This is a genomic window from Lysinibacillus sp. CD3-6, from assembly GCF_006351725.2.
Taxonomy (GTDB): domain Bacteria; phylum Bacillota; class Bacilli; order Bacillales_A; family Planococcaceae; genus Lysinibacillus.
On the sequence record NZ_CP085880.1, the window covers coordinates 3,279,562 to 3,304,796 of the forward strand.

27 protein-coding genes are annotated in these 25,235 nt (G+C 38.5%); 2 read left to right on the forward strand and 25 right to left on the reverse strand.

Translation table 11 applies throughout. The features are described from left to right. Positions 1-54: 54 nt before the first annotated feature. The 10 genes from FH508_RS16310 to FH508_RS16355 all read right to left on the reverse strand — a co-directional run bounded on the left by FH508_RS16310 (position 55) and on the right by FH508_RS16355 (position 7,634). Positions 55-696 carry a helix-hairpin-helix domain-containing protein gene (locus FH508_RS16310; RefSeq protein WP_172772133.1) on the reverse strand — a complete coding sequence of 214 codons (642 nt, stop codon included), beginning with the start codon at positions 694-696 and terminating at the stop codon, positions 55-57. 1,104 nt (positions 697-1,800) lie between these two features. Beyond that, positions 1,801-2,541: a class I SAM-dependent DNA methyltransferase gene (locus FH508_RS16315; protein WP_172772134.1), complete on the reverse strand. Its 741-nt coding sequence runs from the start codon at positions 2,539-2,541 to the stop codon at positions 1,801-1,803. Further along, on the reverse strand, positions 2,542-2,886 hold the full coding sequence (gene rsfS / locus FH508_RS16320) for a ribosome silencing factor (protein ID WP_172772135.1): 345 nt from the start codon (positions 2,884-2,886) through the stop codon (positions 2,542-2,544). Beyond that, positions 2,883-3,455, reverse strand: a complete 573-nt coding sequence (yqeK, locus tag FH508_RS16325) for a bis(5'-nucleosyl)-tetraphosphatase (symmetrical) YqeK (RefSeq protein ID WP_172772136.1) — start codon at positions 3,453-3,455, stop codon at positions 2,883-2,885. Before yqeK ends, rsfS begins: the two co-directional genes overlap by 4 nt. Beyond that, a complete protein-coding gene (locus FH508_RS16330; RefSeq protein WP_139860442.1) occupies positions 3,424-4,014 on the reverse strand; it encodes a nicotinate-nucleotide adenylyltransferase in 591 nt (196 codons plus the stop codon). Before FH508_RS16330 ends, yqeK begins: the two co-directional genes overlap by 32 nt. A gap of 9 nt (positions 4,015-4,023) precedes the next feature. Continuing rightward, the gene (gene yhbY, locus FH508_RS16335) at positions 4,024-4,326 is read right to left on the reverse strand and encodes a ribosome assembly RNA-binding protein YhbY (RefSeq protein ID WP_139860444.1); all 303 of its coding nucleotides are present in this window, start codon (positions 4,324-4,326) and stop codon (positions 4,024-4,026) included. 5 nt (positions 4,327-4,331) lie between these two features. Continuing rightward, entirely contained in the window at positions 4,332-5,162 is an 831-nt protein-coding gene (gene aroE, locus FH508_RS16340; RefSeq protein WP_139860446.1) for a shikimate dehydrogenase, read from the reverse strand. Positions 5,163-5,193: 31 nt separating this feature from the next. Beyond that, a complete protein-coding gene (gene yqeH / locus FH508_RS16345) occupies positions 5,194-6,297 on the reverse strand; it encodes a ribosome biogenesis GTPase YqeH (RefSeq protein ID WP_139860448.1) in 1,104 nt (367 codons plus the stop codon). Continuing rightward, the gene (locus tag FH508_RS16350) at positions 6,294-6,815 is read right to left on the reverse strand and encodes a YqeG family HAD IIIA-type phosphatase (RefSeq protein ID WP_172772137.1); all 522 of its coding nucleotides are present in this window, start codon (positions 6,813-6,815) and stop codon (positions 6,294-6,296) included. Before FH508_RS16350 ends, yqeH begins: the two co-directional genes overlap by 4 nt. A 36-nt stretch (positions 6,816-6,851) precedes the next feature. Next, positions 6,852-7,634, reverse strand: coding sequence for a phosphatidylserine decarboxylase (locus FH508_RS16355; RefSeq protein ID WP_172772138.1), 783 nt, complete (start codon positions 7,632-7,634; stop codon positions 6,852-6,854). Between the two features lie 136 nt (positions 7,635-7,770). On the opposite strand from FH508_RS16355, the gene pssA reads away from it, so the two are divergent. After that, positions 7,771-8,271, forward strand: coding sequence for a CDP-diacylglycerol--serine O-phosphatidyltransferase (pssA, locus tag FH508_RS16360; protein ID WP_173477657.1), 501 nt, complete (start codon positions 7,771-7,773; stop codon positions 8,269-8,271). 87 nt (positions 8,272-8,358) lie between these two features. Further along, positions 8,359-9,066, forward strand: coding sequence for an RNA polymerase sporulation sigma factor SigK (gene sigK / locus FH508_RS16365; RefSeq protein WP_172772139.1), 708 nt, complete (start codon positions 8,359-8,361; stop codon positions 9,064-9,066). A 367-nt stretch (positions 9,067-9,433) separates the two neighbouring features. Here sigK and mtnN read toward each other — a convergent pair whose 3' ends face one another. The 15 genes from mtnN to FH508_RS16440 form a co-directional block, all read right to left on the reverse strand. Then, positions 9,434-10,126 (reverse strand): 5'-methylthioadenosine/S-adenosylhomocysteine nucleosidase, encoded by a 693-nt coding sequence (gene mtnN, locus FH508_RS16370; protein ID WP_172772140.1) that lies wholly within the window; start codon positions 10,124-10,126, stop codon positions 9,434-9,436. Between the two features lie 202 nt (positions 10,127-10,328). Then, positions 10,329-10,991: a YrrS family protein gene (locus FH508_RS16375; protein ID WP_172772141.1), complete on the reverse strand. Its 663-nt coding sequence runs from the start codon at positions 10,989-10,991 to the stop codon at positions 10,329-10,331. 108 nt (positions 10,992-11,099) lie between these two features. Next, positions 11,100-11,588 (reverse strand): transcription elongation factor GreA, encoded by a 489-nt coding sequence (gene greA, locus FH508_RS16380; RefSeq protein ID WP_172772142.1) that lies wholly within the window; start codon positions 11,586-11,588, stop codon positions 11,100-11,102. Between the two features lie 187 nt (positions 11,589-11,775). Further along, positions 11,776-12,414, reverse strand: coding sequence for a uridine kinase (gene udk / locus FH508_RS16385; RefSeq protein ID WP_172772143.1), 639 nt, complete (start codon positions 12,412-12,414; stop codon positions 11,776-11,778). After that, entirely contained in the window at positions 12,414-13,694 is a 1,281-nt protein-coding gene (locus FH508_RS16390; RefSeq protein ID WP_172772144.1) for a peptidase U32 family protein, read from the reverse strand. The genes udk and FH508_RS16390 overlap by 1 nt, the downstream gene beginning before the upstream one ends. A 14-nt stretch (positions 13,695-13,708) precedes the next feature. Continuing rightward, complete coding sequence (locus tag FH508_RS16395; RefSeq protein WP_172772145.1) at positions 13,709-14,641, reverse strand: peptidase U32 family protein; 933 nt, start codon at positions 14,639-14,641, stop codon at positions 13,709-13,711. A 5-nt stretch (positions 14,642-14,646) separates the two neighbouring features. After that, entirely contained in the window at positions 14,647-15,279 is a 633-nt protein-coding gene (locus tag FH508_RS16400; protein WP_173477658.1) for an O-methyltransferase, read from the reverse strand. A 276-nt stretch (positions 15,280-15,555) separates the two neighbouring features. Next, positions 15,556-16,683 (reverse strand): endolytic transglycosylase MltG, encoded by a 1,128-nt coding sequence (gene mltG / locus FH508_RS16405; RefSeq protein WP_172772146.1) that lies wholly within the window; start codon positions 16,681-16,683, stop codon positions 15,556-15,558. A 211-nt stretch (positions 16,684-16,894) separates the two neighbouring features. After that, positions 16,895-17,422, reverse strand: coding sequence for a DUF1292 domain-containing protein (locus tag FH508_RS16410; RefSeq protein ID WP_172772147.1), 528 nt, complete (start codon positions 17,420-17,422; stop codon positions 16,895-16,897). 152 nt (positions 17,423-17,574) lie between these two features. After that, complete coding sequence (locus FH508_RS16415; RefSeq protein ID WP_024363115.1) at positions 17,575-17,883, reverse strand: DUF1292 domain-containing protein; 309 nt, start codon at positions 17,881-17,883, stop codon at positions 17,575-17,577. A 17-nt stretch (positions 17,884-17,900) separates the two neighbouring features. Continuing rightward, complete coding sequence (gene ruvX / locus FH508_RS16420) at positions 17,901-18,317, reverse strand: Holliday junction resolvase RuvX (protein ID WP_172772148.1); 417 nt, start codon at positions 18,315-18,317, stop codon at positions 17,901-17,903. A gap of 2 nt (positions 18,318-18,319) precedes the next feature. After that, the gene (locus FH508_RS16425; RefSeq protein WP_024363117.1) at positions 18,320-18,586 is read right to left on the reverse strand and encodes an IreB family regulatory phosphoprotein; all 267 of its coding nucleotides are present in this window, start codon (positions 18,584-18,586) and stop codon (positions 18,320-18,322) included. A gap of 86 nt (positions 18,587-18,672) precedes the next feature. Continuing rightward, on the reverse strand, positions 18,673-21,333 hold the full coding sequence (gene alaS / locus FH508_RS16430; protein ID WP_172772149.1) for an alanine--tRNA ligase: 2,661 nt from the start codon (positions 21,331-21,333) through the stop codon (positions 18,673-18,675). Positions 21,334-21,730: 397 nt separating this feature from the next. Further along, a complete protein-coding gene (gene hpaB, locus FH508_RS16435) occupies positions 21,731-23,161 on the reverse strand; it encodes a 4-hydroxyphenylacetate 3-monooxygenase, oxygenase component (RefSeq protein ID WP_172772150.1) in 1,431 nt (476 codons plus the stop codon). 378 nt (positions 23,162-23,539) lie between these two features. Next, positions 23,540-25,234, reverse strand: a complete 1,695-nt coding sequence (locus FH508_RS16440; protein WP_172772151.1) for a polysaccharide deacetylase family protein — start codon at positions 25,232-25,234, stop codon at positions 23,540-23,542. Position 25,235 lies beyond the last annotated feature (1 nt).

Below are 25,235 nucleotides of genomic sequence, written 5' to 3' on the forward strand. Positions count from 1 at the left end.
CTATAGTGTAGCCCTTTTCGAAAAGAGTCGTCAACTTCACACGATATTGACTCATTAATTAACAGTAATGGAATCTTTCAGCTTTTCAAATGTTTTTTCGCCGATACCTGTCACTTTTTTTATATCCTCAATTGTTTGAAAGCCTCCGTTTTCCTCACGATATGCAATAATGCTTTGCGCCTTTGATGGTCCAATACCTGCTAATGTTGTCAGTTCCGTATTATCCGCTTTATTGACATTCACCTTATTACTCGTTGACGTGTGACTTTCAGCAGCTAAATTGGCAAAATTGAAACTGGCCATCGTTTCATCAAGCTGCTCACCTTGTACAGGTATATAAATCACCATTTCATCTTGCACCTTTTGGGCATGATTAATAAGCGTTGGATCCGCATCCTCGCTATACCCTCCAGCAAGCTGTACAGCGTCGATAATACGTTGTTCGGGGTTTAGCGTATAAACACCTGGATGCAATACAGCACCCTTTATATCAATCACCACCTGCTGTAAGACCGCTTCTTCTTCGGCAGGTTCTGTTAATGCTAGTTGTTCTGTCGGTTGGATTGTTTCGATGAGCTCTTCTTGGGGAGGTGAAGAGTCAAAACTCGAAAAAAAGAAGTAACAAAGTCCACTGATACCAAGTATGCTAGGGAGCAACATACTCTTTTTATACTTTTGCCATAAAGATTGGATCAATTTAACCATCCTTTCGCTGCAAAAGGCAATCATATGGAGTCCATTTCATGATAAACTATCCATTTCATATTGAACAGTAAATTGATGCTATAAATCAAAAAGAGAATTGTTGTTGCCTTATACGTTCCAAAAGTTATATTTAATAAAAAAAAGTTCGGAAAAAATACCGAACTTTCAGACTGTAGATAAACTCAAAGTTTTTCGGATTTGTCTATAGTCCTTTTTTATAAAACTAATATAGGTAATGACTACTGCGGTTGATTTCCGCTACGGACGGGCGCTTTCCGCGGGCACAACGTAAGCCGCAACCCTCGCTAACGCGCGGTCTGTTGCGTCTTACATCCTGTGCTTTCCCGCAGGAGTCGCTTGACCTTCGCTCCAATCAACTAATGTCAACACGCTCTTTCGAAGGAAAAAGTTAAAATACAGTACAATTATCGCACTTATGATTATATCTGCTAGTCTTTTGCTTTAATCATTAAATAAACATACAGGGCAACTGCCGTTGATTTCCGCTACGGGCGGGAGCTTTCCGTGGGCACATCGTAAGCCGCAACCCTTGCTAGTGCGCGGTTTGTTGCGTCTTACGTTTTGTGCTGTTCCCGCAGGAGTCGCCCGTCCTCCACTCCAATCAACTGGTGTCCACACGCTCTTTAGAAGGAAAAAGTTAAAATACAGTACAATTATCGCACTTATGATTATATCTGCTAGTCTTTTGCTTTAATCATTAAATAAACATACAGGGCAACTGCCGTTGATTTCCGCTACGGGCGGGCGCTTTCCGTGGGCACATCGTAAGCCGCAACCCTTGCTAGTGCGCGGTTTGTTGCGTCTTACGTCCTGTGCCTTCCCGCAGGAGTCGCCCGCCCTCTGCTCCAATCAACTTTATATGTATTGCTAAAAGGCTACTATAATTGCTGCTTGGACATGGCAAACAGCTTCATAGGAAGGGGAGGCTCGAAGAGTATGGCAAGACGAAAGTAAGAACCCATTCTTTACAATAAAAATAACAAAAGGGATTAAGATTTCTATTCTTAATCCCTTTTGTCGACAAGCTGAAAGTTCGGTAAAATACCGAACTTTTTGGCGTCACTTATATTGTTATTATTTCACTGCACGAATAAAAATGCGTTCGCTTTCGTATTCAGGTGCTTCATTTGTAAAATCTGCTGTCACTTCTACATCTGTAAAACCAATTTCACGAAGCCATGTCATATATTGCTCAATTGGAAATGTGCGCTGGATGTGCTCTTCGTCAAAGCGTTCATACAAATTGCTCGCTCCATCTCGTACATAAAATGTCATTTGATGAACAACAGAATGCTCATAATCACCAGGCTCTGTATGCCATACATAGCTAATATCTCCATCATCATACGTAAAGGGTCCGTCTAAAAAGATGTCATTCATTTTAAATAATGAGTGGACATCAAATAATAACTGACCACCTTCACGTAAAGAATGGAAAATACGTTCAAGCGTTGCATAAACATTTGCTTGTTCCACGACATAGTTAAGCGAATCAATGGCAATTGTGACAACATCTAGTGCCTCAAAGCCATCTAATTCATGCATCGACATACAGTATAGTGGTACTTGTAGACCAGCATTAGCAAAGCGCTCTGCCGCTATAGCAAGCATATCTTCTGACAAATCGATACCACTAACATTATAGCCAGTATTTGCTAACATCAGCCCAAGAACCCCGGTGCCACAGCCAATGTCTAAAAGACTTGGGTAATGTTTGCTCGGTGCATATTGCTCAATCCAATCAACATAGCTATTATATGGAATATCAGTTTGAAGCTCATCGTAAACATGGGCAAAACGTTCGTAGCTACTCACTTATGCCTCTGGTACGTCTAATTGCGGTGCATCGCCCCATAGACGCTCTAGGTTATAGTAAGCACGCTCATCTTTATGGAATACGTGTGCTACAACATCACCAAGGTCTACTAAAATCCATCGTGCCCCATCGAAGCCTTCCACGCGACGAATTTCATGCCCCTCTTTGATTGCTACATCTTGTAATTCACGTGCAATCGCTTGTACTTGGCGATCTGAGTTCCCGTGTGCAATGATGAAATAATCTGCTAATAGTGAAATACCTTGCATATTTAAAACGACAATATCCTCACCATGTTTGTCGTCGATTGCTTTGTAAGCTGCTTGTAATAAAGTTGAAGTCATCCTTCACTGTCCTCTCTTTTCATCATATCGTTATAACATGCTATAGATAATGGGTAAATTGCCTGCTTTGTATCAATTAAAAATGCTAGTGTATGACGTATACAGGCACTCATTGCCTTATCCAAATTTTTTTGCGCTTTTTTCCGCAGACGTTCAACCCCATCGAAGTTTCGATTCGGTTCAATCATATCTGCGACAAAAAGTATTTTTTCTAAACGACTCATTGCTACACGCCCTGTCGTATGAAAGCGAATAGCATTCAAAATATCTTCATCTGAAATGCCGAATTCACTTTCAGCAATATATGCCCCAACTGGACCATGTAGTAATTCACTGCCCCAGCCAATCAGTTGTTGATCTAAATTTTCGTTTTGAACAATCTGCTCCATCCATTTGACATCTGCATATTTTGCAATGTCATGGAGAATAGCTGCTGTTTCAGCTTTCTTCTCATTCTCACCGTAAATTTTCGCTAACGCGATGGCTGTTTCCGTTACCCCAAGTGTATGAATATAACGCTTTTCAGGCATACGTGGTTTAATCGCTGCTAAATACTGTTCGCGTTCCATAAAGACCTTCCTCTCGTATAAACGTCTCTACCGCTTCTGGCAGTAAAAAGGTTACCGTTCTACCAGTGGCAAGGCGTTCACGAATGAGTGTAGACGATAAATCGATTTGTGGTACTTCCACCATCAATACAGGATACTCCGTACGTGCTTCTGTCCCAGGACGCTTTACACCAACGAATTGAACAAGCTTCACGAGCTCGTCAATACGATACCACGTATGGAGTGAATCAATCATATCCCCACCAATGATAAAGTAAAATTTTACAGTCGGCTCTCTTTCACATAATGCAGCAAGTGTATTATATGAATAGGATACGCCGCCCTTATCAACCTCATACGACTCTACACGAAAATGCGGATATGGTTGTATAGCACGTTCAACCATTTCTAAACGTTTTGCATCACTCGCATCATGTGGAGCTTGCTTATGCGGTGGTAATGCATTTGGCAAAAAACGTACCTCATCTAGTTCCAATGCATGAAATACTTCGTTTGCCATCATTAAGTGTCCAATATGTGGTGGATTAAACGTACCTCCAAGTAAACCGACCTTTTTCATCGTTCCACCTTATTTCGCTACTTTTGGTAACACAATTTTTTTGTTGTTACGTGATTCTTTATATAATACAACTGTCAATCCGATTAATTGTACAAGCTCAGCATGCGCACCTTTTGCAAGAGCTTCTGCCACTTCTTGTTTGTCATCTTCACAGTTATCTAAAATACGCACTTTAATTAGTTCACGTACTTCTAATGCTTCACGAATTTGCTTTGTCATTTCGTCATTAACGCCGCCTTTTCCTACTTGGAAAATTGGTGTTAAATGATGTGCTTCTGCACGTAAAAAACGCTTTTGTTTACCTGTTAACATAAAAATTATTGTCCTCCTAATTGCGCCTTCAATCGCGCAATCATTGAATTTGTTTTTGGATATTCTTCGAGCCAGTATTGGAACGCGATTGCACCTTGATGTACAAACATGCCAAGACCTGTTACTACGGTTGCGCCTTTTTCCTCAGCCGCTTGTAAAAAAGGCGTCATTAATGGATTATACACAATATCTGCAACAATTGCGCCTTTTACAAGTCGATTCAGTGAAAACGGCATAGAATACTCGCCCGCAACTAGACCAGCGGACGTCATTTGTACGAAAATGCCATAGTCAGCTAACGTTTCTTCAGCCTGTGCCAATGAAATCGCTCGACCTGTTCCAAGTTCATCAATAATTGCCTGTGCATTGGCAACTGTACGATTAGCAATCGTTAAATTCGTATAGCCTTGTTGTTGCATTGCAAAAGCTATGCCACGTGCTGCCCCTCCTGCTCCGATAAGAAGGACAGGTTTTTCTTTATGTGACTTGCCAACAGCTTCTTCCAACGAGCGAACAAAACCAAGCCCATCAGTATTGTACCCTTTTAACTTACCGTTTTTTGTTCGGACAACTGTATTTACCGCACCCATTTTTTCTGCTAGCTCATCTAACTCATCTAAATAAGGAATGATTGCTGTCTTATGGGGGATAGTAACATTCCAACCACTTGCACCTAATGTTTTAAAACCAGCAACAGCCGCTTCTAACTGATCTGGTGTCACATGTACTGGAATATAAGTTGCATCGATCGCCATTTCCTCAAACCAAGCATTATGCATGGCTGGTGATTTTGAATGTTCGATCGGATCACCAATTACTGCAAACCACTTCTTCATGTCCTAGCTCCTCTTCTCTCTTCACTAATTATTAAATGAGCGATGGACGAATTGAAACTTGTACACCTTTTGGGGCATACGCAGCAATAACGACATTAGCATGCTGTACTGTAATCCAACCAAGACCTGAAAAGACGACATCTGTTTTTGCCTCTTTTATTGAAAACTCATGACGGATTAATTCAGGCAGCTTGTCGATAAAGTTTGCTGTCGGTGGTGCCAGTAATTCGCCCTTATGCTCAGCATATAAAGCATCTGCCTTTTCTAACTTCGTACGGTGGATGGGCAGATCATTTGCAACATGTATTGTAAATGCAGAACGTTCACCTTGAATAAAGTCAAATCGTGCTAGTGCACCAATGAATAAGGATTGACCTGGATTTTGCTGATACACTTTCGGTTTAATTTCTTTTTTGGGCATAATGTATTTTAATTCACTCGAATCAATATAATGCGCCATTTGGTGGTGATTAATAATCCCAGGGGTATCATATAATGCACTACCATCGTCAAGTGGAATTTCAATCATATCTAACGTAGTTCCAGGGAAATGAGAAGTTGTAATGACTTCCCCTTCACCCGTAGCCTGTTTTATAACGCGGTTAATAAACGTGGATTTCCCTACATTTGTACAACCTACTACGTAAACGTTTTGTCCTTTGCGATATTCGTCTATCGCTTCCATTGCCTCGGTCATCCCTTGTCCTTTATGTGCGCTCACTAATAGCACATCAATAGGTTGTAAGCCAAGTGCCTTTGCTTCACGCTTCAGCCAGTTAATAACCTTTTTAGGCTTCACTGATTTGGGAAGCAAATCAGCTTTATTCGCTACTAAGAGCACTGGATTTTTGCCAACGAAGCGATGAAGCCCTGGCAACCAGCTACCATTGAAGTCAAAAATATCAACGATTTTTACGATTAAGCCTTGCTGTGTTCCAAGACCATTTAAAATACGTAGAAAGTCGTCATCTGTTAATGACACAGGTTGAATTTCATTGTAATTTTTCAAACGGAAGCAACGTTGGCAAATAACCACGTCTTTTTCTAATGATGATGGGGGTGCGTACCCTACTGCTGTTTTATCTTCTGTTTGAATTGTCGTACCGCAGCCAATACAATTTGGCATTTCGTTCATTCTTTTTCCTCCCAAGTAATTATTCCTTTTCGTTTTAAATCATTGAACACACGACGCTCAACGAAACGATTAAATTTTGTTACGAGCCCATCTGATTGTGCAACTGGTTTTACTAAAATCGTATGCAGTCCTAAACGATTGGCACCCATTACATCTGTTAGTAGCTGGTCTCCTACCATGACTACTTCATTTGGACGTAATCCTAATTGAATTACAGCACTATAAAAGGCATTGCGAAGTGGCTTTTTTGCTTTATGAATATACGGAATATTAAGCGGGTCAGCAAAATGCTTTACACGCGCCTCTTTATTATTCGACGCAATAATAACGCGAATACCTGATTCCTTCATAATACGTAGCCAAATAATAAGCTCTTCCGTTGCATCTGCACGGTCCCATTCCACAAGCGTATTATCTAAATCTGTAATAATCCCTTTAATGCCTAGTTCTTGAAGCTTTTCTGGTGTAATTTCAAAAATGCTTGTCACAAATTCATCTGGTAATAAAAAATTATACAAAATAGCGACCCCTAATCTAAACGTATTATTCGACCATTATAGCATATTTGCAAAGGCTTCACCCATGCGAATTGGACTTCCTTGCACAACATTGTCCGTAAATGTAATCGTATCTTTTTCAAATAGCATGACCACTGTCGAACCAAATGAAAAATAACCGACTTCCTCACCTTTTGCCCATTGCGTTGTTGTATTTGTCAGCACAATGGAGTTGACAAAGGTAGCACCAACTTTAATAAATGCTACATGCTGGTCATTTGCTACTTTTAACTCCGTTACAAGACGGTAGTTATGAGAAATTGGTTTTTTGCCATATGTGAGCCCAAGCTGATTAACTGGGAAAGACGTTTGTCCAAGTGTATATTGTCTTAACACTGTGCCATCAATTGGGCTATGGATTCGATGGTAATCCGCAGGACTTAAATAAAATACTATATAATGTCCATCAGCATATTGGGCAGCACGATCTTTATTTCCTAATAAATCCTGTAGAGCATATGGCTTGCCTTTGACAAGAAAAGTCATATCCCATTCGATGCGCCCAAATGATTCTACTTTGGCATCCACTGGACTTGTATAGACGAAAGGATTTTCATTGATTGGTCGTGCCTCAGTTACAAGTTCCCTTGTAAAAAAATCATGTAAACTTGAAAATTGTTGTTGTTTTTTTGAAACCTCTTCAAGGTTTATATCGTATATTTTCATATAGCTTGGAATTATTCGCTTACTCCACTTCGCTTTAGCAATAGTTTGTAAAAGCTGGGAAGATTGTTTGCCATTCGTTAATTCTATTAAGCGTTGGTAAAGTTTTTCTTTCATAAAGCAAAACCCCTATCGATTAAATTAGACTGTCAATTTTTTCGCATCCGAAGTATAATGGTACAATATCTTAAGTGCAAAGGAGTGATCCGCCTTGTTTTTTTATCACAAGTTGGTGGATACGACGGTTAAGAAAATGAAATCGCACGCAGCAAACTTCATTACTATTAGTAATATGTCCTTTGGTGGCGCGGCCATTATGGCCACTTTACATGAATATTATAGCTATAGTGTCTTGTTTATCTTTATTGCTGCTCTTCTCGATCGTTATGACGGGAAAGTAGCACGTGCACTCGGACAGGTTTCTGAGTTAGGTAAGCAATTAGATTCTATGAGTGATATTATATCATTTGGTGTAGCCCCTGCATTATTAATGTATGAAGTTGTCCTAGTTGATTTTGGTTTCGCGGGCATGATGATGACCGTTCTTTATATCGTCTGCGGTGCGATGCGATTAGCTCGCTTCAATATTAGTGAAGCAAACGGTTATTTCACTGGACTACCGATTACAGCTGCTGGTACGCTATTAACATTAACGTATTTTGCGTCCAATACGTTCCACCCAGCTTTTTATCTTTTCCTACTTCCCATTTTAGCTTTACTAATGATTAGTACATTCACGTTAAAAAAAGTGTAACAGCGCATTTGCTGTTGCACTTTTTTTCATTGAACGCAGTTTCTTAACATATACTGTCGAAAAATGGGGAAAGGATGAAATCATTCAATGAGCGGAATTTTTACTTCTATGTTGCAGTTATGGTTTGAAATTCCTGCGTTATTCGGTTATTTAAAAGGGCAAACATTCCATAAACCCTTTTCTAAAGAAGAGGAAGCTGCTTGTATTGAACGATTTTTAGGTGGTGATGAGCAAGCGCGTCTTGATTTAATCGAGCGCAATATGCGACTTGTTGCACATGTCGTAAAAAAATTCCACCCTAAGCACGAGCAACTCGATGACTATATTTCCATCGGTACAATTGGTCTAATGAAAGCCGTTGAAAGCTATACCCCTGATAAAAAGACGCGCCTTGCTACGTACGCAGCGCGCTGTATTGAAAATGAAATTTTAATGCACTTACGGACACAGAAAAAAGTACAAAAGGATGTTTCTTTGTTTGAACCGATTGGTACAGATAAAGATGGAAATGCGCTGCAAATTCGCGATTTGCTTCAATGTGATGAAGAAAGTGCAACAGAAAAATTAGAACACAAAGAGCACGTTGCGCAGTTGTATCATTATTTGCATATGCTTGATGAACGAGAGCTTGAAATTGTCACACTGCGCTACGGATTAAATCAACATGACGCACTTACCCAAAAAGAAATTGCTGCCCGTTTGAACATTTCTCGTAGTTATGTATCTCGCATAGAAAAGCGAGCACTCATTAAACTCTATCAATTTTACAAAAGAGATCAAAAGTCTATTGAGTAATTTATTGTAATGTGTTATTGATAAAAATTCAATCAAGAATATGAGGCACATGTGTTCAAAAAATTACATGGAAGAACTTATTTTGATTTAGCAGTTACTTGTTTCATATAAAAAGCTCCTTTACGCTTTAGCAGCCGCAAAGGAGCTTTCTATACAATATTAATGAGTTGTTTCAGTAAGGTCGGCCGAAATAAGCGTGCCGATTAACATCGTAATGATGACGACACCTGCTGTCAAAAATAGCATAATGTATACCTCCCATCTAACTATGAAGAGAATTAATTAATGCCATTGTAGCATTGAAGATTCATTACGACTGTGATTTTTCTCACTCTTTAACTGTTCATTTTGTCTATTTCGTGTAGTTTTATAATGACGAAATTGCCTTTAATACAATTTGTGTAGAGTGCTTAGCAGCTACTGGTAGGAACTCATCAAAGCTAATGTTCGATTCTTTCCCTGCAATATCAGATAAAGCACGGATAACCACGAATGGTGTCCCGAATTGATAACATACTTGCGCAACAGCTGCCGCTTCCATTTCTACTGCTTTCATTTGTGGAAAATGCTGACGTACTGCTTCTACACGTACAGGATCATTCATAAAAGCATCACCTGAGCAAATTAGGCCAATACCATATTGGTGTTCACCTACCGCTTTTACAGCCTCCTCAGCTACTTTCATTAGCTTTGCATCTGATTGAAAAGCAGCAGGCATTCCTGCCATTTGCCCAATTTCATAACCGAAGATTGTCACATCGACATCATGATGGCGTACTTCATCAGAAATAACAACTGCTCCTACTTCAAGTGCCTCATCGTAGCCCCCAGCAGAACCCGTATTAATTACTACATCTGGCTTGAATTCATGCAATAAAATTGTTGTAGACATTGCTGCATTGACTTTCCCAATACCGCTTTTTAATAATACTACTTCTTTTCCTTCATATGTCCCTGTTGTATACTCACTGCCAGCAATTGTTTTACTTTTAGCATCCTCTAAAGATGCACGTAGCAGCTCTACTTCCTCTTCCATTGCACCGATAACTGCGATTTTCATGAATTCTTTACTTCCCTTCTTTAATTCAACTCTAAACAGATTACTCACTAGTCGGCATCTGCATTTTGATGAGCTTTACTACAATCAAAATCGAAAATAGTTGCCATATAGTTTTATGACCGATTGTTCCACTTTCGGTAAAGCTAAGAACGAATCCGTATTTCTTTGCCATCTTTAAAAATAATCAATACAACAGCTTTCGTCAATAGGCACCATCTAATGTATTCAACTGTTCTAGTTTTACTGGCAGCCAGCCTTCATTATCAACCCATTCCATACTGACACGATACTTTTCACTCTTATCTTTCGTAGAAACGGTTGCAATTGCTTTATTCGCCCCACCATTATTTTGTAAACGCCAAACAATCATATTATCATTTGTTATACCTGTCACTGCGGTAATTGTAGCGATTTTCTCTGCCCAGTCGACAGATTGGTCATCATATGACGATACATGTGCTCCTGTTTGCGTTGTAGGCGTTGGCTTCCAGTTTTTATCTGTCACAACACGATCAACAATCGGATCGTCAGACGTCGTTTCTTCAGCCGTATTTTGCTCTAGCTGCTGTTCTTCCTCTTTCGACTGGTCTTCGTCTGTCGATTGTTCTTTATCTGTCGATTGTTCTTCATTTTCGGCGCTGTCTTCCTCTTTCTGAGGTTCCTGCTCACCTTCATCGTTCTTTTGTTCCTGAACTGGTTCCTCTTTAACTGCTTCTTGTTCGTCATCCTGCCACTTAAACACATACGTTGCCGTTATAACAATTAGTATAATGACTATACCAATTAAAACATTCAACATCTTATCTAGCTTTTTATTGCGAGATGGCTGCAAATGACGACTGCTTCGTGTTTTTCGTTCACTCATGAAGTCTCCCCCTCTCTAACCAATATTTTATCAAGTTCCACACCGCATGCAAAATAAAAACAGTTAGCTTCACTTAGAAAGAGAAGCTAACTGCTTGTACATTTGTAATTATTTAATTGAAAGTATTTTCACTTTCATTTCGCCACCAGGTGTTTGTACAACTACTTCTTCACCTTCACCTTTGCCAAGTAAGCCTTTTGCAATTGGTGATTCGTTTGAGATGCGGAATTCCATTGGATCTGCCTCAGCTGAACCTACGATTGTATAAGATTCTTCATCAGAAGATGGTTTACCGTTAATAATTTCAACGAATGTAACCGTTTTCCCAAGAGAAACTACACTGTTATCTGTTTCATCTTCAGAAATAATAACTGCGTTACGAATCATTGATTTTAAAGTAGAAATACGCCCCTCTAAAAAGGCTTGTTCTTCTTTAGCTGAATCGTACTCAGCATTTTCAGAAAGGTCACCGAAGTCACGTGCGATTTTAATACGCTCTACGATTTCTTTACGTGTTTCTGTTTCTAATTTTACTAATTCTTCTTCTAATTTTCGTTTACCCTCTGCTGTCATTGGGTACTGTTTTTCATTTGACAAAGTACTTCACTCCTTATTTCATCAATATAAAAACATAAAACTCGACCAAATGCTTTATAAAGTGCATTTAATCGAATTTTATTATTTTTAATCTCAGTTCAAAATATGCTTTGACCTAATAGTATGCATGCGTTACAAAAATATGCTTTGAAATTCATGTAAATATTGTCAATACCACTCTATCTTATTACAATACGTTGTCAGTTTCAAGAATAGTTTTAATTTTCGTTACCATCAAGTCAATTGCGACGCCATTTTCCCCGCCTTCGGGAATAATAATATCAGCATAACGTTTAGTTGGTTCAATGAACATATTATGCATTGGACGCACGGCAGATAAATACTGCTCGATAACGGAATCCGTTGTACGACCACGCTCTTTTATGTCACGAAGAATACGACGAATAATACGTAAATCTGAATCCGTATCGACAAACAATTTAATGTCCATTAAATTACGTAAGTCCGCATCCTCTAATACTAAAATTCCTTCTAGTATAATAACATCTACTGGCTCAACATGGATCACTTCATTGGCACGTGTATGCTGTACATAGTCATATACAGGTTTTTCAATGGACTGACGCTTTAATAATTTTTTAATATGGTCAATTAATAAATCATTATCAAACGCTAGAGGATGGTCATAATTCGTACCTAAACGTTCTTCAAATGTTAAATGACTTTGATCTTTGTAGTAATAATCTTGCTCAATTACAACAACAGAATGGTCACGGAAAACATCATAAATAGCACGTGTCACGCTCGTTTTACCTGAACATGAGCCACCAGCGATTCCGATGACAACTGGACGCTTAATTGCCATTAATTATTCTCCTTTCGCATCATGTTATGCGGTTGAAGCAATGTATCACATTTAAATTTAATAATTTGTAATGGATGACGTGCAGCGTCTAAGCTGTTGCCGTCCTCATCCCAAATTTCTCCCATCGTAATGCGGAAGTTTTCGATTTCTGGACCAAAAAATTCAACTTCATCACCAGGTTTAAAATAGTTACGTTGTTGCATTGTAACAATTTTCGTCTCTGGATCGTGGTTTAAAATAAGTCCTGCAAATTCGTAAGTTGTTTTACGACCATGAACGCCAAACATTTGCTCCTCGTGGCCAGGTGCATCGTGGAAAAACGCCTCAGCTGCTTCACGGTTCGCACATTTATCTAACTCTTCTAGCCATTCACGCTTAATTTTAAAATTGTCTGGATCTGCACAGTAAGCATCAATCACTTTACGATAAACAGAAACCACTGTAGCCACATAGTGAATTGATTTCATACGACCTTCTACTTTTAATGAATCAATACCAAGCTCGATCATATGTGGAATCGCTTCAATTAACTTTAAATCTTTTGGACTCATTGCAAATGGTGCATGGTTATCATCGAAAAGCGCTTTTTCCTCAGCGTCTTCTAGCTCGTATAAATCATAGTCCCAACGACAAGATTGGCAACAGCCACCACGATTAGAATCACGCGCTGTCATATGGTTTGATAGTACACAACGACCCGAATATGCGATACACATAGCGCCATGAACGAATGCTTCGATTTCAATATCGACTTTTTCTTTCATAAGCTTCATTTCTTCGCCGCCAACTTCACGCGCTAACACTACTCGATGTAATCCTTCTTCTTTCCAGTACTGAACAGCTTTCCAGTTAGATAATGATTGCTGTGTCGAAAGATGAATTTCGAGCTTTGGTGCAGCAGCACGACATGTTTCGATAATTAGCGGGTCCGCTACAATAATGCCAGTAACTCCTGCTGATTCAATATCTTTCAAGTACTGCTCTAAGCCATCCATATTTTCGTTATGAGCGAAAATATTCGTTGTCACGTAAATTTTTGCTCCGTATTGATTAGCAAAATCTACACCTTCTCGCATATCATCGATTGAGAAATTATCTGCGTTTGAACGAAGACCAAATTCACGACCGCCAATAAATACTGCATCTGCACCATAATGGACAGCAACTTTTAGTTTTTCTAAGCTACCTGCAGGGGCAAGTAGTTCAGGTTTTTTTGTAATGACGCGCTTGCCGTCGACGACTTCGCGAATTTTGTCATTTTGTTCTAATGCCAATGCCATTTTCTTGCCACCTCCTAGTACACTGTTTCTTTGAAGATAAAGCCAGTATCGAGTGGTCGAATAGCGGGCTGGACATCTTCAATTTTAGCCAGTAAATCATCTTTTATATCGTCATATGCTTCTTCAGATTCGTCAAAATATGTGTCAATTGCTTGACGATACGCTTCCGTTACTGTGACAACATATTCTGGTGATTGTAAAACACCCTCGATTTTTAATGAATCGATTCCCGCTTCAAATAACTCGCCAAGCTCATCAATAATACACATATCATTTGGACTGAAAATATGCGTACCATTGGTATCTTCATAAATTGGATATTTATTGTTACGTTCATCATCGTGTAGGAACATGTTACGGTTTTCCTGACGATTTTCAATTGTCATTATTTTTTCTTGGTATAGGAAATAATGACCTAGTAATGGACGTTTTGATTGGAACATACAAGTCATACCATGCACTTGTACTTCAACTTCTACTTCCGCGTTTTCTTTAATTTCTATTACTTCATCTAGTGAAAGCTCACGTGCAAGAACAGCTCTTGTGGCACCTCGTTTACCCCAATAATTTGCAGTAAACCAGTTTGTTGCTGTTGTTTCAGGATTCCAATGTAATGGAATTGTAACACCTTGCTCACGACGTACTATAATAACAGCAGGGTCGCCGTAAATTAAACGATCTACACCAATACGTTGCATTTCTTTTAAGTATTCACCTAATGCATCTAGTTTTTCGTTATGAAATAGCGCATTCACTGCAACATAAACCTTTTTACCAGCTGCATGAATTAGCTTCGTTGCTTCTTCTACTTCGCTTACAGAAAATTCCCCAGCAAGACGAAGACCAAATTGTTGTTCTCCAATGACAAAAGCATCTGCTCCAGCTGTTAAAAGTGCTTTTACATGGTCCACTGATTGTGGTGTGACAAGCAATTCAGGTTTTTTCATAGTCGTCACCTCTTCAAACATAATAATAAGCCATCACCGACTGGTAAAAATGCACTCGTATATTCAGGATGTTGCATAATCCAATCGGTAAAATTTTTTAAATTTCGAATCATTGTCCGCTTGCGACGTGGCACGTCCTTTAAGTCCAAATCCGACAAGCCATGCATATACATATTGTCGATATATAAGACGCCTCCTGATTTTACAAGAGGGGCATATTTTTCGAAAAATCGTTGATATTGACCTTTCGCTGCATCAATAAAAATCGCATCAAAAGTTGTATGGATTGCCTCATCGTCTACCTCTAAGGCATCTCCCTCAATGACCGTAATACGATTTGAAACAGTTGAACGTGCAATATAAGCTCTTGCTTTAGCTACACGCTCTTCATCGCGTTCAATCGTCACAATATGCGCATTCGGCAAAGCGTCAGCCATACGCATTGCTGAGTAGCCAATTGCCGTGCCAATTTCTAATATTTTTGACGGATTTTGAATACGAAGTAACTGATTTAACGCATCTATACCTGCTAGTTGCATAATCGGTACATGATTTTCTTCCGCATATGCTTCCATTTCTAAAAGCAACTCATTACGTGGTTGAATAAATGATTGTATATATGCATCCGATAATTCCATTGTAAAATTCACCCTCAATTTAAAAGGAAACGAGCACACTCCCGTTGTCCAAACTTCATCATCACTTTGCTACAAAAAGAAAAAGACCAAACGTGATGTCTTGGTACTTTGCCATACAAAAATGAGCAATTGTTGTCTATATGCCACGAAACAATTGCCACCACGTATTAATTGATTAAAAATCACAATTTATAATAGCACGAAAATAGAAGGAAAGCTATTTTTCTTTCCTTCTATTCTTTTTAGCGCACTATGTTCGTTTCTATTTTTTAGAAACTACTCTGCTTGACGTAAATATTTTTCTACTTTTTGCAAATGCTCATCATATGTTTTTGAGAAGTGGTTGACCCCTTCTTTATCTGCAAGGAAGTAGAAATAATCAGTTTTGCTCGGATTTAATGCTGCTTCAATCGAAGTTTTTCCAGCACCAGCAATTGGACCTGGCGGTAATCCTTTATTTTTGTAAGTATTATAAGCATTTTCTACTTCTAAATCTTCATATAAAACGCGGTCTTTATGTGAGCCAAGTGCATATAAAACAGTTGGGTCTGTTTGGAGTGGCATGCCTTCATCAATACGATTATAGAATACACTTGCAATCGTCTCACGATCTGTTTGTGCCGTTGCTTCTTCCTCTAATAATGAGGCAAACGTTAATAGTTGATGGACTGACATTTGTTTTTCTACTAGTACTTCATTGTAATTTTTCACAACATTATTCATAGCACCTATCATTTCTTCAACAATTGCTTCTAACGAAGGTTTCTCTTCAAAGTATGAATATGTTGCAGGGAATAAATAGCCTTCTAAATCATAGCGAATATTGTCTGCCAGTACCGCATCTGTAACCAGCTCTGGATAGTTGGCCATCATTTTTTGGACAAATGCTTCGCTTGTCACTAAATCCATAAATTCTTTTTGTGTATAAGGAGTTTTCTTTTCAACGATTTTTCCAATCTGATCTAATGTTAAGCCTTCTGGAATTGTCATTGTAAAGATAGGCTCGCGATACACCTTCCCTGTTTTTAAGCTCTCAATTAGCTCGTCCAATGTCATTGATTGTGTTAAATCATAATTCCCTGCTTGGAATTGGGATTCATTTTTAAATTTTGCATAGTATTTAAAAACTTTTGCATCTTTAATTATGCCCTTTTTCTCCAATAAAGCCGAAATCGAGCTTAAACTTGAGCCAATTGGAACTTCGACAGCTATTGTTTTTGTTGCATCGGGATCAACTGGTTTTAAAGCACTTTTTACGTAGTTGTACCCCATTAAACCGACAACTGCAAATACTAATACAAATGCAATGGCTATAATAGCGACTATTTTTCTCACAATTTTTACCTCAGTCTTTTTTTCCTTCATTTTTGAAAACATTTCTTGTTTTTTAGAACCGTTATCCACGGGTTTCCCCCCTATCACTATTCAATATCATACTAGAAATCAACTTTTACGACAAACAGAAATGGACAATTCAGGTGAAATTGCGCATATAAAAAAAATCTGCTAATACATTCTTTAGCAGATTTGATACTTTATAAATAAATCGTCACTGATAAATTAACTATTCTTTTCCAACATTAAAAGTTCAGAATTGTTTGGGTGACTGGCACTTTTATAAGTCATTTAATACATCTTCTACAAATGCCCATTCTTCATCTGTTTCAATTGGTAGTAAATCCTCGATTGTTCCATCTGCTCCAGGTATATACTGGGCGGCGAAAATATCTCGCTCCTCCATTGGCTCATCTGAGACAGCTACATAAAGTACGTACGATTTACCGAATTGTTCTGAGGCAAATGTATGAATTACCTCGCACACTTGATCCGTTCCATCCTCATTTGTTACTGTAATAAGCTGTGGCTCTTCTTGGAATTCATCCAGAAGCGTTAACACGACTTCATTAATCATTTCCCATTCTGCATCTGTTTCCACAGGTTGTAAATTAGTCATTTCTCCACTGTTATCATCATAATCGAATGTCATTGCTGAAATATCACCAGGTATTTCCTGCCCATTTTCATCGATTAGGGAAAACAGTACATATGATTTTTCCTCTGCATCAAATGTAAAAACAACACGGCATGTTTGCTCTTTGCCATTGTCACCTATTATTATGAATTCTTGTGTTTCTTCGTTCATTGTTATTCCTCCTTACTATAATCACGTATAGTCTAAGTTTCTATATGCTAAATCATTACTACCGCTTCATCGTGCCACAAACTTGATGACGTAAAAAAAGAACAAGGACCGCTTGTGCCATCCTTGTTCCATACACTCTAAAAAGAAAACAATTATTCTTCGTCTTCGTCCTCTAAAGCGTTTAAAACGTCTTCTACCATGTCCCATTCTGCTTCTGTTTCAATCGGTGTTAATTCGCCATCTTCACCGTTTTCAGATGGTACAAATGATGAAACGAAGATTTCTACAGAGCCATCTTCATCCTCTTCAGCGCCTACCATTGAGTAAAATACATATGATTTGCCGAATTCAGGAGACTCGTGTACGTGAATCACTTCGCAAAGCTGCTCGTTTCCATTTTCATCAATCACTGTAATGTGTTGTACGTGTAATTCTTCTTCATGGTTATGCTCGTGTGCCATGTTTGCCACCTCATTAATTAGTTTTTGCTATCTAAATAGCCTTGTAAAATCATCACAGCAGCCATTTTATCAATGACTTGCTTGCGTTTTTTGCGACTTACGTCCGCTTCGATTAACATGCGCTCGGCAGCCATCGTCGTTAAACGTTCATCCCAAAGTTTAACCGGCAGTGAAAATGTTTCTTCTAATAACTTTTTATAGTTTTCAGAAGCTTCACCACGTGGTCCTACCGTATTATTCATGTTTTTCGGGAATCCTACAACAAATTCAGTGATAGTATATTCCTTCACTAGCTCAGCAATACGGCCGATGCCGAATTCGCCATTTGCTTCATCAATTTTTACGGTTTCAATACCTTGAGCCGTCCAGCCAAGTGCATCGCTAATCGCAACGCCTACTGTTTTCGACCCAACGTCTAATCCCATAATTCTCATTTCTAGCCCTCGTTATTCTTTTTAATATAAAATTTAACAAGCTCTTCTAGAATTTCATCACGCTCTAGCTTGCGAATTAAATTACGAGCATCCTGATGGCGAGGAATATACGCCGGATCACCAGAAAGTAAGTAACCGACAATCTGATTGATAGGATTATATCCCTTTTCCTCTAATGAAGAATGTACTTTCAACATTACCTGCTTGACTTCCTGTTCCATTGATTCTTCTGGAAAATTAAATTTCATCGTTTGATCAAATGAACTCATGACCAGCACCTCGCTTTCAGAAATAAGGAGATGTGCAAAGAAGCTCATCTCCGATTTCTCTTATTATAACCGATTTGATGTATTAATTAAATGGATTTAACGTAATCATACACAGAAAGTAGCGCTTCATCAAGTTTTGAAGCCTCTTTTGCACCTGCCATCGCCATATCAGGACGACCGCCACCTTTACCGCCACAAGCTTCGGCAACCATTTTCACAATATTTCCTGCATGGTAATTGCCACCAACTAAATCTTTCGTTACACCTGCACATAACATAACTTTATCGCCATCAACAGCACCTAATACGACAACAGCTTTTGTCATCTTACCTTTTAAGTCATCCATCATTTGACGAAGTTGGTTATTATCTTTTGCTTCAACTTTAGTTGAAAGAACTGTTACATCCCCAAAAGTTTGTGCTGCATCTACGATAGCACCTGCTTGAGCGTTCGCAATTTTTTGTGACAATCCTTCATTTTCACGCTGTAATTCTTTATAGTCTACTTGCAATGCATGGACTTTTGTCACAAGATCTTTCGGATTCGCTTTTAATAGTGCTGCTGCATCATTTAACAGCGCCTCTTCTTCTTTGACTGCTTCATATGCCACTTTACCAGTGACAGCCTCGATACGACGAGTGCCAGCGCCAATACCACCTTCTGAAACAATTTTAAAGAAGCCTATTTCAGAAGAACGTTTTACGTGAATACCACCACAAAGTTCAATTGAATAATCACCAATCGATACGACGCGAACGATATCACCGTATTTTTCACCGAATAATGCCATTGCGCCCATTGCTCTCGCTTCATCGATTGCTTTTTCCTCAATCACGACTTCAATATCTTCCCACACTTTTTCATTAACGATACGTTCAATTTGTTGTAATTCTTCTTTTGTTACTTGACCGAAGTGAGAGAAGTCAAAACGTAATCGATCTGGACCAACGTATGAGCCTGCTTGGTTTACATGGTCACCTAAAATATCTTTTAACGCACGTTGCATAATATGTGTCGCTGTATGGTTTTTAATGATTAGATTACGTTCATCACGGTTCACTACTGCTGTTACCGCATCTTCAACATGCATTTCGCCTGATTCTACTAGAACAGTGTGTAACGGTTGTCCATTTGGTGCTTTTTGAACATCCTTAACAATTGCTGTAAAGCCATCATTGGCAATTACACCGCTGTCTGCAATTTGTCCACCCATTTCAGCATAGAATGGTGTTTTTGCTAATACGACTAACGCTTCTTGACCTTCTGAAGCCACTTTCGCTACTTGACCATTGACAATCATCGCAGCAATTTCAGTTTCCACTGATAATGTGTCATAGCCTACGAATTCACTTGCTACTGTTAAGTTTGCTAGCACTTCATTTTGTACTTGCATTGAATCGACATCTTGACGAGCAGCACGCGCACGCTCACGTTGCTCGTTCATAGCAACTTCAAAACCTTCGTGATCTACCTTCATGCCAACTTCTTCCGCATATTCTTCTGTTAACTCAATTGGGAAGCCATATGTGTCATAAAGACGGAATGCATCAGCGCCAGGAATATAATCATGCCCTGCTGCTTTTTGTGCCTCTACAACCTCGTTAAAGATGGCAAGACCACCATCTAATGTTTCATGGAAGCGAATTTCCTCGTTTTTAATAACACGTTGGATAAATTCGCATTTCTCCGTAACTTCTGGGTAGAAATCAACCATAATTTCGCCGACTGTCGGTACTAATTCAAACATAAATGGTTTTTCAATACCAATTTGCTTAGCGTAACGCACTGCACGACGTAGTAAACGACGCAATACGTAACCACGACCCTCATTCGAAGGAAGTGCGCCGTCACCGATAGCAAATGCTACCGTACGAATATGGTCTGCAATTACTTTAAATGGCGTATTAATATCTTCTTCTGAACCGAAGATTTCGCTTAACGCAACTTCGCCTGGACGTTTGTATTTACGATTTGCAAATTGTTCAATTTTTTCAATGATTGGCATGAATAAATCTGTATCAAAGTTTGTTGGCACATTTTGTACAACCGAAACGATACGTTCTAGGCCCATCCCTGTATCAATATTTTGCTTTGGTAATGGTGTATAAGTGCCGTCTGGATTGTGGTTAAATTGAGAGAACACTAAATTCCAAATTTCTAAATAACGCTCGTTTTCACCGCCAGGATACATTTCTGGATCATTTTGATCTGAACCATATTCTTCTCCACGGTCATAGAAAATTTCTGAGTTTGGACCAGATGGACCTTCACCAATATCCCAGAAGTTCCCTTCTAAGCGAATTAAACGTTCCTCAGGAATACCAATTTCGTTATGCCAAACATCATAAGCTTCTTGGTCTTCTGGATGAATTGTAATGGATAAAAGTTCAGGGTCAAAGCCCATCCATTTTTTATCTGTCAAAAATTCCCATGCATAGTGAATAGCTTCTTTTTTGAAGTAATCTCCAATAGAGAAGTTCCCTAGCATTTCAAAGAATGTATGGTGACGTGCTGTTTTCCCTACATTTTCAATATCGTTTGTACGAATCGATTTTTGTGCATTTGTAATACGTGGGTTATCAGGAATGATACGACCGTCAAAATATGGTTTTAATGTTGCAACACCTGAGTTGATCCAAAGTAATGAAGGGTCATTAATTGGCACAAGTGGTGCTGACGGTTCATGGTGATGTCCTTTTTCTTTAAAGAATTCTAAATACAAACGGCGAATTTCTGCTGCTTTCATACGAAAAGTTCCTCCTCTAATTGTGTAAAATTTACGATATGAATCCGCTTATACACATAAAAAAGCCCTCATCCCAAAAAGGGACGAGGACTTTGTGAATTGTCTCGCGGTACCACCCTAGTTGTAAGCATCAACATGCTTACCTCTTTAGCACTTGTAACGTAAGTGAACGGCAGGGATTAGCTGCACTCTGGAGTAGCTTTCGGCACTTGTTGACGCGAGGATTTTTTCAGCCTAGAAATCCCTTTCTACACACGCACAAATACGTACTTGTTCCATCATCGTTTTTTCTATTTTCTAACGCACATTATAAAAAAATTATGTTCTTCTGTCAATCATTGCATTTCTATTCTATACAAAAATATCGAATTCTTCAAACATACGTCGTTTTTGTATGTTAACTTTTTAGGAAATTTTCAACTCTTTTCATAAATGACTCACGATTATAAGTTTGATAAAGCAAGCCAGATAAGCGAACTGGATCTCCAAAGAAGTACCGCTCATAAAGTGTTTGCCTTGTGCCAAATGTACTCATCGTTAAATCCCACGCTAGACGGAATTTTTTTACCCGATCTTCTCCACCATCTCTAAATGACTGTAAATAATGTTCTAAGTCGCCATCATCTGCGGCAAATGCTTTTTCACTTGGAATAGACATTAAGCCGCTTGCTCCAAGTAATTGGATAATTTCTGTAAAGGTTGGATAAACCTTTGGGAAAATTTGAATGGCAACTTGCAACGTTGGTAAATCTGGTCTTATAAAACCAAAGTCATCCATTTTTGCTTCTATTTCTGACTTAAGTAATAAAGCCTTCATCGTTTCTAGCGTTACAATAATGTCGACTACTTTTTGTTGCACATGCTGATAGCCACCGATATTAATCGTATCAACAATAGATTGTACAACGCCTAAAATAAATTCGGTTTTAGCAATTTGTCGAGACAATACTTGATGCAAAGAATATGCTTGGAAACCACTTACATTCATAAAGCGATTTGCAACTTCTGTATTTTCATAATAAAAGACACGATCCCAAGGGACTACTACATCATCAAAAACAACAATTGCATCCATTTCCTCAAATCGAGCGCTTAATGGATAATCGAACGTCGATTCGCCGCCAACAAAAGACTGCCTACATAAAAACTTTAAGCCTTTAGTATCACTTGGTATAGAGAAACCAAAGCCTTTTTCCTCATCAATGCCATTTGTTGAAAGAACAAGAAGTTCATCCGTAATGCCACCCTGCGTTGCTAGCAATCTCGCCCCTTTAATTACTAATCCTTCATTCGTTTTCCCGACAATTTTAGCAGCAATGATCACCTCATCATCTTCATACTGATAACTATGACGATTTACTTGAGGCTCAATAAACGTATGTGTCATCGTTAAATCATTTTCACGTGCGTATTCATAAAATTTTAGCAGATGATCTGGAAAACAATTCGGCTTATCTTTTAAGTATTCGGCTGCTGATGCCAGTGCCATTAAAGTAGTGTTCATATAATCTGGACTTCTTCCCATAAATCCATGATTACATAAAGCCCACTCCCGAGCAGCTTGACGTCTTTTTACCAAATCTTCTGCCTTTGTCACTTGAAGATAAGACATCCCTACCCGTTGGTTCGTTGTTGGTGACATATAAGTCATACTGTCGTGTAAATTTTCATCATGCTGCAAATCAAAAAGTTTAGCCTGGCTTTGCATAACACCTTTAAATGCTGGATGTTCAGAAACATTTCCCTTCACGACTTCCCCATCTATTGATATATACGTTTGCAATTCATCAATGCGTTTAATATATTGCTGGCCTGTAATTGCTGGCATACATTCACCCCTAAAATGGACCTATGTTTTTACTACTCATGTATTATATGACCTATTAGGCTGAATCGTTCCATCGCTCCTTTGCTCACTTCAAATAGGAAGCCAAGAAAAAAAGTGTTAGATTGACTATAATCAATCTAACACTTTTTGGTTATACCGTTGTTAATGCTACGAGAAATGCATTCCGCCAGTACACCGTAAACTTCCACCATCTCTAACGCACGGTTTCTTTGGTTTTACGTTGCGTGTGTTGCCATTGGAGTCACTGCCTACGCTACCATTAACTAGTATACTATTTTAAATGTCACCAGTATCTCCTTTAACCTTTTCCCTCTAACAAAAATTAAAAATTTAATCCCAGCTTCTTTTTAGAAAATATTATTGTGCATACGGTGAAACCATTTTTTTGAACTGCGTGAAGGACGTTTGTTGATCACTATATAAACGTTTAATTTGGTAAACATCATCATATGGATTGTTGTAGCCAGGCTTCGTTGAAAAGGCCATCGCAAATCCAGCTTCCTTTACAGCGTAAATTGTATTGGTAGTATATTGACCAAAAGGATAAGCAAATGCTTTTGCTTCTGGAATAATCGTTAAACTGCGCTTTAAATCTTGTACAACTTCATGATAAGGAATTAGCAACATTTTCCCTTTATTCCCGATCATATCATGTAAATTGTACGTATGAGACTCATATGTAAAGACATCTTGCATGAGCTCCATATCTTTTCTTGATAATGCTTGTAAATCATTGTAATTAAATAGTTGCTCTGCTGGAGAATATTCATTACGATACGTAATTAAAAATTGTGTTGCTTGAAAACCGTATTTTTTTAAAATCGGATAAGCATATTCTCTTGTAGATAATAAGCCATCATCAAATGTTAGAACAATTGAATATGCGGGTAATGTAATTTCATTACGCATAAAACGTAATAAATCGTCTGCACTAACCGTTTCAAATTTTTTATCTTTCAAATATTTCATTTCATTAGCAAATTGTGTATCTGTCATTGTAGTACTTACATTTTTAAAGCGTCCAAGCTCATGCTCCTTTAATAAATGGTGGTACATCATAACTGGAACACCACGATCTAAAGCAACCTTCGAACTGTGAATATAGCCTTCGCGTCCACCAATTGTCGTCACATACCAATTGGCTTCTTTTCGTAATATAGGATAACGTCGATTCATATCGAGCTTTGCAAATGGCACTAGTTTGTTTGCTGATCGATCATAAATTTCGCTATTTCCTGATATCGGAATGAAATATTGATTTTTTACGGCATTGTCTTTACCAATATTTTTATAAGTAGGCGTGTTCACAAACTTTACTTTCGTTTTTTCAGCATAAACAAATGTTTTGCCCCAACGAACTTGAACATAAGTTTCATCACCAACACCTGCCACTTCCAATTGCTGACCTTTGTTAAGTGTTGCAATAGACATCGGTTGTTCTCTACGAAGATCATAAAGTACTGTATTTTCTAATGCTTCAATATAGCCATTTTGCTTACTTGGCGGAGTGGGTGTTGGCGTTGGCTTTTCAATCGGCTTTGTTGAAGGATTCGTTGTTTCTTGCCCTTTTTCTTCATTCACGAAATTACTATGTACATAACCAAGTCGTCCGTTCACAGCAATTCCGTACCAACTGCCCATTCTACTATAAATGGGAAAACGAACACCTTCTGACAATGTTGCAAATTGAACCAATTTATTGCCTGTATTATCATAAATAGGGGTTACCTTCGTTGCTACAATATAATCTTTTATCTTCGCAACTGAAGGAACGGTATTTTTATATGTTGTGGATGGTACAACGGTTGTATACCGTTTATCGACATAGCCGTAACTACCACCCCAACGAATTTGCCACCAATTTGCCCCATAATCTTTTGTCACTTCAAAAGTTTGTCCTCCTGATAACGTTCCTACTTGTTCAAGTGCTCCTGAACGATTATCAAAGACAGTTGCTTCCTCATTCACCTGAATAACAATATTACTGGCATGTACCTTTTGTGCAAATGGTAATAACAGCATGAATAGAAGCAATAACACGATGCGTTTCACT